This window comes from Lactobacillus corticis (assembly GCF_018327645.1).
GTDB lineage: Bacteria > Bacillota > Bacilli > Lactobacillales > Lactobacillaceae > Lactobacillus > Lactobacillus corticis.
In genome coordinates, this window is sequence record NZ_BMAY01000001.1 from 39,118 (window position 1) to 53,422 (window position 14,305).

Genomic DNA, 14,305 nt, shown 5'->3' on the forward strand with positions numbered 1-14,305 from the left:
GGACTATTTTCTAAAAAGTAATGGAACTTTCTCTTGATCTTTGACTGTGAAAATACCCTTATCGGAAATTTTCAATGACGGCGAAACCAACAAGGATAGAGTCGAAAATGACATAATTTCGTTAGTATTTTTATACCCTAATTTTTGCAAGGTCTTTCTAACATCAGCAATCTTCTCGCCTAAAACCGAAATAGGTTCCCGGCTAACTACGCCACCAACCGGTAAAGATGTACCAGATACGATCTCTTCGCCAATTGCAGCATAATATCCGCCCTGTTCATCAATCAATTTGTGCTGAATCTTTAACATGGCTTGCAAATTAGTGCCCATAACCATTAAATTGTGATGATCATGGCACCAAGTTGCTCCGACAGCGCCATCACCTATAATTGCTCGATCGACTAAGCCAAAACTAATGCCACCATCTGCATCGTATCGATTTTGAACAAAAATCAAAGCTAAACCGGCTTCTTTCCAGCAGACTTGACCATTTTTAACCTTTATTTTACGAGTTATATGATTTGTAAAAGTCCCCACTTCATTGAGTTGAATGATATTGGCATTTACGGTTCCATCCGTAACCAAGTCAGTTTTTAACTCTAAATCTTTAAGTCGGAGTTTTCTAGCTTTAACCGAATTATTTAAATTGTCGGAGAATTCGTACTGATCAGTTTCTTTTGGAAAATCATGAACTTTATGACCATTTTTATATACTGAGTCAATTGAAAAAGAATTTAAGTCAGATAATATTATAAAATCAGCAACCCGTCCTGGAGCAATTGCACCGCGGTCCCATAACCCCATATGTCTGGCTGGAGTGTAGGTAGAAATATATATTGCATCTTCAGGACGCATCCCCATTCTAATTGCGTCCCTTACCAATTGATTTAAATGTCCTTCCATGAGAGTATCTGGCATCGAATCATCCGTAACAAGGGCAACATGCTCAAAATATTCATTTGAAATAATTGTTTCCATCACATCTTGATGCATTGATTTTTTCTGAATTTCAACAAACATACCGTTGCGAACTTTTTCATCAACTAGTTGAGCCGTCTGTTGAGTATGATCCGTTGTGACCCCTGCAAACAAAACTTTGGCTAGGTCCTCATCATGATAGGCAGGTATATGTCCTTCTAAGGGAAGAGTAGGACGCTCTTTTCGACAAGTAGCAATGATCCTTTTTATAAGCGTATCCTGACTACTAGTCATGTCCTTAAAATTCATGACCTCGCCCAAGCAAACAATTCTCGGATCTTTTAAAAGCTCTTTTACTTCAGCAACACCAATTACCCCGCCAGTGGTTTCCATTTCTTTGTTGGTTGACGGAACAGAAGAAGGAATACCAAAAAATATATCAACAGGTGAAGGTTCATTGATAAATTTTTTCAAGCCTCTCAAACCTGCAACATTTGCTATTTCATGGTCATCTGCAATGATAGTTGTTGTACCAAATTTCAAAATAGCTTCCCCCATATTTTTCGGAGTAGTCATTGAACTATCAATGTGCATATGGGCATCCACTAATCCAGGAGTAATATACTTGCCGGACATGTCAATAATACGTTTGGCAGTCACCTCATTTAGATTTGGTTTAACCCAATAGAATTTTCCATCCTTAACACTGATATCTTCTTTAATGAACTTACGCAAAAATACATTATATACATTAGCATTTTTGATCAATAAATCTACTTGAGTCATCTTTTTCTCCTATAAAAATGAGCCTAATAATTAGGCTCACCAATACGTTATTATTGATTCATTATCTTGTTCCACTTAGTAATCCACTTTGAAATGTGATTATTTACATAGAAGAAATTAATAGTTTTGGCACGTTTAGCAACAGAACCGTAAGTCTTGTTTGCAGCTTCTTCTGAAGATAATTTTACTTGGCTATTTACCGGAGCATTATTTAAAGAATTAGCACCAGCCACTTTCTTTTGAACTGATTTACTCAACCGGTAGTCAATATACTTGTAGGCTGCTTCTGTATTCTTACTATTCTTCAAAATAGAAACATTGTCGTAGTTTGCATATGTTCCTGAGTTTGGTACAAAATATTTCAATCCTTTGTTGGTACTTTGGAGCATGCCTACAGCATAGTCACCAACCACGGCAACAGAAATTTCACCAGTCTTAAACATATTGCTTAAATCTGAACTTTGAGTATAGGTCTTTACTACATTTGGTTTTAATTGCTTTAAGGCCTTAAACGCAACCGTCCCGCCATCTTTGGTAACAGCTGTACCAGCGTAATCACCAGCGATATACAACATAGCTGGACCAAAAGTTGTTGTGATGTCTGGGATAGCAATCTTCCCCTTTAATTTTGAAGACCATAAGTCCTTCCAATCATTAATTTTTACCTTTTTCGGATTATAAATTATGCCCAGACTGTTAACAGTATAAGGGATAGAATTGGTTTCCTTGGCTAATTTCTTTTCTGAAGCGGAAAGGTATTTATAATTTTTCAGCTTTGAAAAGTCAAGTTTCTTAAACAATCCCTTCTTTTGTCCCGTAACAGCATTATTTTGGGCTAATTCAACGACATCAACACCAGAATTTGAATTATGTTCAATTTGGGTTAATCGCGTTGAACTATCGCCAAATTGAGTTTTAACCTTAACATCGTTCTTTTTAGCAAAAGGATTGAGTACGTCCCTTCTCATTTGTTTGGTTGAAAGGCCAAAAGTTGATACTGTCAAATTTGATGAAGACGAATTCGAACAAGCCGCTAATAATGATACAGATGCCAAAACACCGATTGCTAAAGTTGTTATTTTCTTAAAACGCATTTTTTCTCCTCATTATCTATACAAAACATGTAAATGCTTGACTGGAAGCTCCAAAACAATTTGATCATTTTCAGATCTCGGAGCATGTCTTGCTTCTTCCACATAAATATTTCCAATAACAGTTCTTACCAGGTAACTAAAACTTTGTCCTAAATATTCACTCGAAATTATTTCACCCCTTAATGTATTTTCTCTATCAGGTTCATCTACAATTTGCACATTTTCTGGACGTATTGTAGTTACTTCCGCCTGTCTAAGTTCTTCGTTTGTTTTCAAGATAAGGTCATTAGTCTTGAAAGTCCGCTCATCAACCTTTTCTCCAATATTGATAAAGTTTTCATAGCCAATAAAGTTGGCTACAAATTTACTTTTTGGATGATGAAAGATATTTTCTGGAGTATCAAATTGTTCAATTTTTCCAGCATTCATAATTAAGACTCTGTCTGAGATAGCAAAACATTCCTGCTGATCATGGGTTACAAAAACAACTGTTAATTTAAGTTGCTTTTGTAAACGACGTATTTCTTCCCGCATTTTCACTCGCAGTTTTGCATCTAGGTTACTCAGAGGCTCATCCATTAACAGTAACCGTGGTTTAGTCACAAGTGCTCTTGCTAAGGATACTCTTTGTTGTTGCCCTCCTGATAATTCTGCTGGATATCTTTGAGCCAGTTCACCTAGACCTGTTAAATTAAGGATCTCCTTCACTCGCTCATTTATTTCATTTGTAGCCAGTTTTCTCATCTTCAAGCCGAAAGCTACATTCTGGAATACCGTTAAGTGTGGGAAAAGAGCGTAGCTTTGAAAAACCATGCCGAAATTTCTCTTATGGACAGGGACCTTGCTAATATCCTGTCCATCTATAATAACTTGACCAGAGGTTTGATCTAGTAATCCAGCAATAATTCTTAAAGTAGTAGTTTTCCCACACCCTGAGGATCCTAAAATTGAAACGAATTCACCATCCTTAATTGTGAAAGAAATATCTTTCAACACCTTGGCCTTACCATCAAAACTCTTGGAAAGTTGTTTAACTTCTAATTCCGCCATAAATTATTTTCCACCTGTCAATTCATTAACCCCAATAAACTTTTCAACCAGTATCATTAATACCCCTGTAAATACCATCAGGACCACAGAAATTGCTGAAACAGTAGGGTCATAGTTATTTTGTAAGTAATTCATAATGGCTTGTGGCAAAAGCGTTAACTCTGGCCCATTCATAAATAAGGAAATTGGAATATTGTTAAATGAATTAATAAAACACATCATGAACGCTGCTATAATGCTTGCTTTAATATTGGGTAAAACCACTAAAAAGAAAGTCTTTTTTGCTGAACAACCAGATATCCAGGCAGCCTCTTCAATGTGTCGATCCAACATAAGCATTCCTGCCGTAACCAGTCTAATTACATAAGGCAAACACAGTAAAAAGTGACCTATTATCAAGCCAATAAAAACTGGTAAATGAAGACCAACAATCACTGACTGATAAAGCGCAAACCCAATTACTATTTCAGGAATCAGCGTTGGACTCAAAAAGAATGACTGAAAAGCACTTGTGTGATGAATGTTTGAACGAGTTAATCCGTATACAGCTAATACTCCAACTACCAGTGCTAATAAACTAGCTATTATGGCAACTTCTAAACTCGCAATAAAGCCATCAATAAAGTCTGGTTGACTAAGTATGTTTTTATACCAATTCAAAGTAAAACCTTGAATCGGTAGGGATATGGAATTTGCAGTATTGAATGAAGTAACAACAACTAAAACTAGAGGAAGCATGAGCAAGATCAAGAAAATGATCGCAATGCATGTTAAAACTTTATTCTTACTAGTTAGCATTATCTGGCCTCCTATCAAGCAGTTTTACTCCCTTTTTCATAAGAATCATTGATAGTGCTGATACCAAGATCAAAATTAAAGCTATTGCACTAGCAGAATTCCAATTACCCAAGGTCATTGCCTGCTGATATATAAGAGTAGACATCACTAAATGTTTATTCCCTCCTAATATCTGTGGAGTGGTATATGCCGTCATTGTACCAGCAAATACCAGTATGGCTCCTGTCAGTAACCCAGTGGTTAATTGTGGTAATATTACCCGAATTAGGGTGCTAAATGGATTGCTACCTAAAACTGCAGCAGCTTCTTCTACCTCAATATTCAACTCGGATATGCTACCAATCAAAGAGGTAATCATTATTGGCAAGAACAGATAAACAGAACCAATAACAATCGAAGTATTTGTATATAAAATTGAAGCAGGTTTAGAAATAATTCCGATTGCCATTAATAGTTTGTTTACTATCCCGTCACGGCCTAAGATAATAATCCAAGCAAAGTTCCGAACCACCGCATTAGTCAGCATCGGAAATAGAATCAAAATGCTCAAAACTTGTCTCAAATTCTTCTTTTGTCGTGCTATCCACAAACTTACAGGTAATCCAATCAGCAACACAATAAATGTAGTAATTACCGCAATAAGGAAGGTTCTTCCTAAAACGCGAACATTATAGGTGCTGGTAAAGAAACTGCCATATAGGTCCTTAAAAGTGCTAAAATCCTTTATTGTCGGTAGTGCAATTTGAATGATTGGATAAAAGGTAAATAAAGCAACACTAATCAGTGCTGGTAATAATAAATATTTGCCATTATTTGCCCTCATTAATATCTTCTCCTTAAATCATCTCACCAACGTTTCTATTAGATGATATCGTAAACGTTCGTATTATGTCAATAGAAAATGCGAATATTTTCATTTGCCAGAAATTGTTTCATTCGTTTTTTCTTTAAATTTGTAACAAAAAACCGCCCAGGCCAAATCCCTGAGCGGTTTTCTTTAACTATTCTATTGGTTCCAGTCCTTATCGAATTGGTTCTTACCTTGTTGAATCAAGCTCTTCAAACTCTTCTTCTTAACTTGCGACAGGATATTTTCCATAATCGCACTCGTGTCTCTGAAAGTATATTCTGAGTTCTTCGTAGCCGGAATCGTGTACATGTGCTTCATCGCTTCGCCAACAATGGCTGGTGACTTCACGCTTGTACTCTTAGTGTACTTAGGATCCTTTAAAGCATCCTCGTTAACTGGCACATAACCAGTTGCCGTAGCCCACTTCAATTGTGAAGACTTAGAAACTAAGAACTTCATGTACTTGAAGGCAGCTGCTTTTTGCATCGCCGTAGCATTCTTGAACATGTAGATGTCGGCCCCTCTTGGCATGTTGTACTTCGAAGGACGGTTGGCAATGCCGTACTCAAACTTCTTGTTCAAGCCTTGCTTAACGTAGCTTTCGCCTGCACTAGATGAAACATACATTGCCACCTTGCCACTAGCAAAAGGCACTGACAAATACTTCTGAGATCCGGCAATCATGAAGTAGCCGCTCTTAATCCCAGTAGCATAGTAATTAATCAAGTTCGTAGAAGCCTTGCCGGAGAAGTTGATCTTTTGGTTAAATTCATATCCAGCATCCCGCATACCGTTTGCGTAGTAAGCAGACAAGTTATCAAAACCAGCCCCCACAACCTTGTGGTTAGTCTTTTGGTAAATCTTTTGCGCAACTGACTTCAATTGTGCCATCGTCTTTGGCACTGGCAAGTTGTACTTCTTCAATAAAGTCTTGTTGTAGTACAAAACTTCAACTGACTTGTTGAAAGGCAGCCCGTATTGCTTGCCTTCTACTTGCGCACCCTTGAGCAAAACTGGATTGATCTTAGCATTCTTCACGCTACCCCAACCAACCTTGGAGTTCTTGATGTAAGGGGTCAAATCTTGCAAGTAGCCACCAGTAGCTGGAGTGTACATGTAGCCAGCGTATGACTGAGCGATCGTCGGCAGATCCTTTGGTGATTGCAAAGTGCTCAATACCTTAGATCTGATATCTTCATAAGTTCCTTGGTATTGGAGCTTAACTTGGATGTTAGGATTTTCCTTTTCGAATTCCTTAGTTAAGCTCTTCAATTCCGTTTGCAACGGGCCAACCATCCCGTTCCAAAAAGTGATTGTGGTCTTCTTGGTAATCTTGGTTGGAATCTTAGTTGAGCTTTCACTCTGACCGTTTGAGCAACCTGCTAACAGCACGGCTAACCCAGCTGCAGCAAGTACGCCCATCATTTTCTTGATACGCATATTTTCCTCCTTAAACACACACTTATTGTATTTTATCATGTTTAATTTCGCTAAGGGAAGAAAAGGTTGTGCGGCAAGAAAGAAAAAATATCACGGTATTGCTCAACCGGTTATTGGCACATAACCGCAAAAAAACACATGGTTATTAGCCGTGTGTTTTGAGTATTCTGAATAAAAAAAGCCAGCTCTCGCCGGCATAGTCGTTAGGGTATTTAAACATGAAAAATCCCTATTAGTAGTATAACGTATTTGCAAACATATTTCTTCAATAAAATGCAATAAAAATAGACAGCACACTAATGAAGCTGTCTATTCTGTATGAGTAGGATAAAAAATGAGTTTCAACGAATTAAGTTACTTCTTTAATTCGTCAAAGAAGCCTTGCTTCTTCAAAATTTCCAAGTAGCGACGTACTGCGTCTGACCAAGTTGGAAGTGGCTTGAAGCCCTTTTCTTCCAACTTGCTCTTGTCAAGACGTGAATTAAATGGTCTCACTGCCTTTGACAAGCCATACTCAGCAGTCGTAACTGGAGTAACCTTAGTCTTGTAACCAGCTTGACGATAGATTTCCTTGGTAAAGTCATACCAAGAAATGTAACCAGTCTTAGTACCATTTTCGTCATAGCCGGTTGAAGTTTCTGGCAATTCTGCATTAGTTGCATGGTAGTAACCATACTTATCAGTTTCAATCATATCAACTAAGAGTCTTGCCAGGTCAAAAGTATAGGTTGGCGTCCCGACTTGGTCGTTAACAACCTTAACTTCATCATGGCTGGCACCAACTTTGAGCATTGTCTTAATAAAGTTGGAACCATTAACACCAAACACCCAGGCAATTCTGACAATGAAATACTTGTCTAAAGTCTCGGCAACAGCTTTTTCACCACCGAGCTTAGTTTCTCCATATACATTCAAAGGCTTGTAACCCTTGAAGTCAGGTTCCCATGGCTTAGTACCTTGACCATCGAAGACATAATCAGTTGACAAGTAAACCATTGGTACGTCAAGTTCCTTAGCAACATTGGCAATATTTTGGGTACCACCAACATTAACTCTGCGTACAGCTGCTACTTTATCATCATCTTCTGCCATATCAACGGCAGTCCAAGCAGCACAGTGGACGATAACATCTGGATTGACTTCCTTAATCGCCATTTTTACCGCTTCTGCATCAGTAATATCCAGACCTACGTATGGTGCCTTAGTAACAGCACTACCATCAGCTACGCCAGCATATTCAGGTTTTAAGTCGGAACCGACGCCCTCATAGCCTCGTCTATCCAGTTCATTCATCACGTCATGGCCTAATTGACCATTAACGCCAGTAACAAAAACCTTCATCAGTTTACCTCACAATTTAAAACTTGAAAGTATCCTTTAAACCTAACCATTTTTGGTCACGGTCAGATAAAGTAAGCTTAGTACCGTCGTCTAAAGCATAACCACTAGCGTCGGCATTGCCAGGGTATGAACCAGTAACATGTGGCCACTTAATACCAATTTCAGGGTCATTCCAAGCCATGCCTCCTTCATCGTTAGGGTGCCAGAAGTCGTTTACCTTGTAGCAGAATTCCGCTTCATCACTCAATACTAAGAACCCATGAGCAAAGCCTTCTGGAATCAAGAATTGCTTCTTGTTTTCTGCCGTCAATTCCACACCATACCACTTGCCGTAAGTCTTTGAGTCACTTCTAAGGTCTACTGCAACGTCAAAAACGTCACCACGCACTGCACGAACTAACTTGCATTGTGGGAAGTGCTTTTGGAAGTGCAAACCACGCAGAACACCCTTAGTTGAACTAGATTGGTTATCTTGTACGAAGTTAATGTCGAAGCCGGCTTCCTTCATGTCATTTTCGTTGTAGGTTTCCATGAAGTAACCACGGTCATCCCCGTGAACAGTTGGCGTAATAACTGCCAAACCTTCGATACCGCCGACATTCTTTTCAACTTTAATTTGTCCCATTGTTATCTTCTTCCTAACAAAACTAATTAATAGCGCAACTTACCTTCAGCAACAGACTTCAGATGCTTGCCGTAAGGACTCTTACCGTATTTCTTAGCAGCCTCCAGCAATTGCTCCTTATCAATCCAATTATGAATAAAGGCAATCTCTTCTGGTGCAGAAACTGAAACGCCTTGACGCTCTTCGACCATCTTTACGTAATTTGAAGCATCTACCAAGCTTTGCATCGTACCAGTGTCAAGCCATGCATAGCCACGTCCTAATAATTGTACGCCCAAATTGCCATCTTGTAAGTACATGTCGTTCAAAGTCGTAATTTCGACTTCACCACGAGCACTTGGCTTAACTTGTGCAGCCTTTTCGCTGACACCAGCTGGGTAAAAGTATAAACCAGTTACAGCATAGTTGCTCTTTGGATGTTCAGGCTTTTCTTCAATTGAAACAGCATTGCCATCCTGATCAAAGTCAACCACACCAAAACGTTCTGGGTCATTTACGTAGTAACCAAAGACAGTGGCCTTCCCCTTTTGTGCATCTTCAGCAGCATTCTTAAGAAGATCCGTCAAACCGTTACCGTAGTAAATGTTATCACCCAAGATCATGGCACATGGCTCACCGTTAATAAAGTCTTCGCCCAAAGTGAATGCTTGAGCCAAACCATCTGGGGATGGTTGAACCTTATAGCTTAACTTAATGCCGAATTGAGAACCATCACCAAGCAACTCCTTAAATCTTGGAGTGTCAGCTGGTGTTGAGATAACTAAAATGTCCTTAATACCAGCCAGCATCAAGGTTGACAATGGGTAGTAAATCATTGGTTTGTCGTAAACTGGCAATAATTGCTTACTTGTAACCAGAGTTAATGGATAAAGGCGAGTACCTGACCCACCTGCTAAGATAATACCCTTCATGTTCGATTAGTCCTTGTCTAAAACTTTCTTGTTACCATACATTTCTTCATAGTAATTTTGGTAATCGCCAGAAATAATGTTTTCCCACCATTCCTTGTTATCCAAGTACCATTGAATGGTCTTCTTGATACCATCTTTAAACATTGTTTCTGGAAGCCAGCCAAGTTCACTGTGAATCTTGTCAGGATCGATAGCGTAACGACGGTCGTGACCCTTACGGTCAGTTACGTGTTCGATCAATGAGTAAGGCTTATCTAAGTAGTCACAAATCAACTTAACGATGTCGATGTTGTGCATTTCGTTGTGACCACCAATGTTGTAAACTTCACCAGGTTTACCATTTTCAAGGATTAAATCAATTGCCTTGCAGTGGTCTTCAACGTACAACCAGTCACGTACGTTCTTACCGTCACCGTAAACTGGCAGCTTTTCATCATTTAATGCTCGTTGAATCATCAAAGGAATAAGCTTTTCAGGGAATTGGTAAGGACCGTAGTTGTTTGAGCAACGTGAAATAGTAACTGGCAAGTTGTAAGTTCTGCCGTAAGCACCAACCAACAAGTCGGCACTAGCCTTGCTTGATGAGTAAGGACTTGAGGTATGAAGAGGCGTGTCTTCGTGGAAGTACAAATCTGGACGGTCCAATGGCAAGTCTCCATAAACTTCGTCAGTTGAAACTTGGTGGAAACGTTTGATACCGTATTTGCGACATGCATCCATCAATACTGAAGTACCGATAATGTTAATTTCTAAGAAAATTTCTGGATTTTCGATAGAACGGTCAACGTGACTTTCAGCAGCAAAGTTAACTACAACGTCAGGCTTTTCTTCTTCAAATAACTTGTAAACACCTTCACGGTCGCAGATGTCTAACTTAACAAACTTAAAGTTAGGCTTGTCCATAACGTCCTTAAGAGTTGACAAGTTGCCTGCATAAGTCAATTTATCCAAACAAATAATTTGGTAATCTGGGTGCTTCTTGAGCATGTAGAATACAAAGTTGGAGCCGATAAAGCCGGCACCACCGGTAACAATAACCTTCATAATAACCTCCGCTTAATTAAACATTCTTTATTAGAGTACAACATTACGTAACGTCACTTTCAAGAGAAAATAAAAACTATTTTGTTTCAAAAAGCAAAATAGTTTAATTAAATAAAATTCTCCCCTAAATCAGTATAATTGAGCCACAAATTGCCAACCGTAGATTTATATGTCACTAATTACCCTAATGTAGATGGACCGATAATCTTAAATTCACACTTTTAATCATTAAAATTTGTGAAACTAACATTCTCTTCTAATAACATAGAAAAGAAGCAATTGACATAATCTTCATTTTGTTTTCTTTCGCCACACTTTGACTTGCTCATAAAAAAGTCGTAATTCATAGTCTTTTTCTTCTTTCCCCTATAGTATTGATTAATATCTGTTTTAAAAATGTTGTTCGTTCTGTACCTATACAATATTTCATATCTTAATAACCAATGTTCTGAAATAAAACTTTTCTTTGTTTCAGATACGGCTAGCAAATTATCTACCATATCAAAAAACGATTCTTATCTTTAACACTCAATTCTGGTTCCAGCCTTATAAAATCATTTACAAAGAACAGTAAAGTGAAGTCATCCAAGGAAAGATCGTTATCTGCATTTTCTATCAATTCATATATTTTGTTTCGGATATTATTCGATAGTCTGATATCTAATTTAGCGAATAATAACAAAAGTGAATAAGCTTCTTGATGTAAATTATTCTTTATATCGAAGTACAATTTTTGTTGTAGTAAATTATCTTTATTATTGGACGTTCCAAGACCTAGATTTTCTATATACCATTTAAGATAATTTGTTACTAAATTATCTTCAAGTTGATTCTCCTTTTTTTGAATTACATCCAACAATTGAATAAATGGGAGCATCAATCTAGAATCAGAAATGGCAAGCTGCAACATCTTATCTATGAAGCTACCTTGTATTTCATTATTGATTTTATCGTCCTTTTCAATTAAAGCATATAACACTTTATACAATGGATCATCTAACTTATTCCTAAAGGATTGATTGTTTTTGACGTTATCAATAAAAAACATGAGGACCCGAAAAGATAATTTGGCAGCTCCTTTTTTCTCGGTTAAGATTTCATTGTTAAGAGTAATGTAAAATTTTTCATATTCGTCCTTGATATCATACTTATTAACTTTAAAAAGCAAATCTAATAAGGTATCGGAAACATCCCCTTCTTCTTTTAAAGCATACTTCTGTTGATCTAACAAAATAGATTTACTCAAATCATCAAAAAAGCCTATTAAATTTGAATTTTCATTAATTTTGGCAAAAGTTGTTTCACTAGTTTTTTTATCATTAAGATAAAAACCATATTTTTGGGCTATCTTCTGCATAACCTTATTTATCTTCACTAGTTCTTCCTTTTTTTCATAACCAAATGTAATATCGTCAACATATCTGTTGAAAGTTACATTAGTATCAGCAAGTGCTTTCCTTATTTCACCATCAACTTTTGACATGCAATATTCTACAATTATTCTAGTTAACAAACTCCCAGTTGGAAGTCCATGAGTTTCATCATTCTGCTGACTCCTTATTGCATGATCTAATAAATTGGCAAATCTTTGCCCATCGTTTCTGAAATCCTTCGCATCTTTTTTCCCCAACAAGATCCATGGAATTGCATGAGTATAAAAAGTATGATAAAAGTTAGCAAAATCCATTTTAAAAAAGAATTTATGTCCTATTAATAGTCTATCCGCAATTGACTTGGTATTTTGATAGGCATAAGGTGAATATCCAAAAAACCTAGACGTACTTTCTTTATCTGAAATCAAGGCATCAATAATAGCTTCTTTATTACACATAACTACTTTGATCAATAGACAATATGAGTATAGATTAGCAAATTTCAGCGGACGTCTAGCATTGTCATCTTTTGGGATTGTGAACAAAATAGGGGTAGTTCCTGAAAATTTGAAGTTCCTTTTAGAAGCATCATTAAACACGTTTGTCTTGATTGCACCACTACCCTCAAAAAACTCAAAATCTGATTCAATTTTATTTAAGAGGTCTCGATTATTTACCAAATTTTTCAAGTTAAAATATCCAGGATATATTACATCCGTTTTGCCATAAGAATCGTCATATTTATATACGTGATTAAATTCCTGAAAATCAAAATATCCCATTTTTAACAAGTTTGTCCAAGTGATAATATTATTGTAAAACTCCTTTTCATCTATTGGAGTATGGTCATTCATTATCTATTTCCTCCCGACAAAATACCCTGCATCTTTTGTTATGTGGAATCCATTCTTCACTTTACCTTCCACAAATTGCTTGAACTCTTGATAGTGGTTCAACAAAACCTCATTCTGATTTCCATGACACGAAAGAATATATGAAATAATTGGTGCCGCTTCTGAAATCTCAATCGCATCGTGATATTTACAACAATGGATATCATCGAAAAATGGGGTAAGTATCTTTTCACCGTTATCTAGCCCAAAGCGTTCATACAAATTGACTGAGGAAAGTACAATATTAGAATCAAAACTTTGAACTAAATCAGTAATTTCATGCATGTGCTCCTTAGAATATGTGCTGCAGAAAAAAGCTGCCCCAGGTTTAAGCACGCGCTGCACTTCTTTCAAAGTTTTCGTCAGATCCTCACAGTAAAAGAGCATGTGATTCGCAATTACTAAATCAAAAGTATTATCTGAAAAAGGAATATTTTGCGCATCAAAAACGGAATATTGAAATCCAGGATGAGAACCAATGTCTTTCTTCGCATCAAGCAAAATACCTTTTGATATATCAGAAAGAATTACCGTGGTGTTCTCAGGCACCTTATTTAGATTCTGAGACCATAAAGTCCCGCTACCAGCGCCTAGTTCTAGAATCTTCATCCCTGGTTTTAAATTCAAATGTCGGAACAACCAATTAAACCAGCCTTCTTTATTGACCGAATAATCCCTATGAAGTTTGATTCTTGCCGAAATGTTAGTAGCATTTTTATATTGCAAACTGAGTGATTGATCCATTGCAGTTAAGTGAATCAAGTCCATCATCTTGCTCCAATCGACTTTCTTTTCGTGCTCTAAGGCCTCACTAGTTGAGTCAATCGCTGTGATAACATTTTTCATCCGCTCAACTCGTTCTTCAACTAATCTCTTCTGCATCTGAAGCGAGTTTAACAGGAACTGGGTATCCCCTGAGGCAATAGTCATTTCTCTGATGTCTTTCAAGGAAAAACCCAGATATTTTAACAATAAAATTTGCTGCAATTTTGCAAAATCTTGTTCTGAGTAGCGACGATCTCCGCCCTCAGTCCGCACTGTTGGTTTTAAAATCTCTTTTTGATCGTAATATCGAATGGTTCGAATTGAAACGTGTGCTTTTTCAGCGAACTGGCCACTAGTATAAAATTTATTCAAAAGGTGCCTCTATCAATATAAATACCACACTAACCATCTTGAATC

General features: G+C 37.3%; 12 protein-coding genes. All 12 read right to left on the reverse strand.

Annotated features, from left to right (window positions below; translation table 11 throughout):
- Positions 1–3: 3 nt before the first annotated feature.
- The gene (locus tag KI210_RS00170; protein ID WP_212779870.1) at positions 4–1,704 is read right to left on the reverse strand and encodes an adenine deaminase C-terminal domain-containing protein; all 1,701 of its coding nucleotides are present in this window, start codon (positions 1,702–1,704) and stop codon (positions 4–6) included.
- 50 nt (positions 1,705–1,754) lie between these two features.
- A complete protein-coding gene (locus tag KI210_RS00175; RefSeq protein WP_212779871.1) occupies positions 1,755–2,798 on the reverse strand; it encodes an ABC transporter substrate-binding protein in 1,044 nt (347 codons plus the stop codon).
- A gap of 12 nt (positions 2,799–2,810) precedes the next feature.
- On the reverse strand, positions 2,811–3,848 hold the full coding sequence (locus KI210_RS00180) for an ABC transporter ATP-binding protein (protein ID WP_212779872.1): 1,038 nt from the start codon (positions 3,846–3,848) through the stop codon (positions 2,811–2,813).
- Positions 3,849–3,851: 3 nt separating this feature from the next.
- Complete coding sequence (locus KI210_RS00185) at positions 3,852–4,646, reverse strand: ABC transporter permease (RefSeq protein WP_212779873.1); 795 nt, start codon at positions 4,644–4,646, stop codon at positions 3,852–3,854.
- Positions 4,636–5,469 carry an ABC transporter permease gene (locus KI210_RS00190; protein WP_212779874.1) on the reverse strand — a complete coding sequence of 278 codons (834 nt, stop codon included), beginning with the start codon at positions 5,467–5,469 and terminating at the stop codon, positions 4,636–4,638. The genes KI210_RS00185 and KI210_RS00190 overlap by 11 nt, the downstream gene beginning before the upstream one ends.
- Positions 5,470–5,652: 183 nt before the next feature.
- Positions 5,653–6,936, reverse strand: coding sequence for an extracellular solute-binding protein (locus tag KI210_RS00195; RefSeq protein WP_212779875.1), 1,284 nt, complete (start codon positions 6,934–6,936; stop codon positions 5,653–5,655).
- A gap of 354 nt (positions 6,937–7,290) precedes the next feature.
- Positions 7,291–8,277 (reverse strand): dTDP-4-dehydrorhamnose reductase, encoded by a 987-nt coding sequence (gene rfbD, locus KI210_RS00200; protein WP_212779876.1) that lies wholly within the window; start codon positions 8,275–8,277, stop codon positions 7,291–7,293.
- A 16-nt stretch (positions 8,278–8,293) separates the two neighbouring features.
- Complete coding sequence (gene rfbC, locus KI210_RS00205; protein WP_212779877.1) at positions 8,294–8,902, reverse strand: dTDP-4-dehydrorhamnose 3,5-epimerase; 609 nt, start codon at positions 8,900–8,902, stop codon at positions 8,294–8,296.
- Between the two features lie 26 nt (positions 8,903–8,928).
- A complete protein-coding gene (rfbA, locus tag KI210_RS00210; RefSeq protein WP_212779878.1) occupies positions 8,929–9,813 on the reverse strand; it encodes a glucose-1-phosphate thymidylyltransferase RfbA in 885 nt (294 codons plus the stop codon).
- 6 nt (positions 9,814–9,819) lie between these two features.
- A complete protein-coding gene (rfbB, locus tag KI210_RS00215; RefSeq protein WP_212779879.1) occupies positions 9,820–10,857 on the reverse strand; it encodes a dTDP-glucose 4,6-dehydratase in 1,038 nt (345 codons plus the stop codon).
- Between the two features lie 493 nt (positions 10,858–11,350).
- On the reverse strand, positions 11,351–13,084 hold the full coding sequence (locus KI210_RS00220) for an RNA-directed DNA polymerase (protein ID WP_212779880.1): 1,734 nt from the start codon (positions 13,082–13,084) through the stop codon (positions 11,351–11,353).
- 3 nt (positions 13,085–13,087) lie between these two features.
- Positions 13,088–14,260: a MerR family transcriptional regulator gene (locus tag KI210_RS00225; RefSeq protein ID WP_212779881.1), complete on the reverse strand. Its 1,173-nt coding sequence runs from the start codon at positions 14,258–14,260 to the stop codon at positions 13,088–13,090.
- Positions 14,261–14,305 lie beyond the last annotated feature (45 nt).

Bases quoted from the DNA above. Each gene is read 5' to 3' on its own strand.
- KI210_RS00170 (WP_212779870.1), bottom strand. From the start codon at position 1,704: ATGACTCAAGTAGATTTATTGATCAAAAATGCTAATGTATATAATGTA.
- KI210_RS00175 (WP_212779871.1), bottom strand. From the start codon at position 2,798: ATGCGTTTTAAGAAAATAACAACTTTAGCAATCGGTGTTTTGGCATCT.
- KI210_RS00180 (WP_212779872.1), bottom strand. From the start codon at position 3,848: ATGGCGGAATTAGAAGTTAAACAACTTTCCAAGAGTTTTGATGGTAAG.
- KI210_RS00185 (WP_212779873.1), bottom strand. From the start codon at position 4,646: ATGCTAACTAGTAAGAATAAAGTTTTAACATGCATTGCGATCATTTTC.
- KI210_RS00190 (WP_212779874.1), bottom strand. From the start codon at position 5,469: ATGAGGGCAAATAATGGCAAATATTTATTATTACCAGCACTGATTAGT.
- KI210_RS00195 (WP_212779875.1), bottom strand. From the start codon at position 6,936: ATGCGTATCAAGAAAATGATGGGCGTACTTGCTGCAGCTGGGTTAGCC.
- rfbD (WP_212779876.1), bottom strand. From the start codon at position 8,277: ATGAAGGTTTTTGTTACTGGCGTTAATGGTCAATTAGGCCATGACGTG.
- rfbC (WP_212779877.1), bottom strand. From the start codon at position 8,902: ATGGGACAAATTAAAGTTGAAAAGAATGTCGGCGGTATCGAAGGTTTG.
- rfbA (WP_212779878.1), bottom strand. From the start codon at position 9,813: ATGAAGGGTATTATCTTAGCAGGTGGGTCAGGTACTCGCCTTTATCCA.
- rfbB (WP_212779879.1), bottom strand. From the start codon at position 10,857: ATGAAGGTTATTGTTACCGGTGGTGCCGGCTTTATCGGCTCCAACTTT.
- KI210_RS00220 (WP_212779880.1), bottom strand. From the start codon at position 13,084: ATGAATGACCATACTCCAATAGATGAAAAGGAGTTTTACAATAATATT.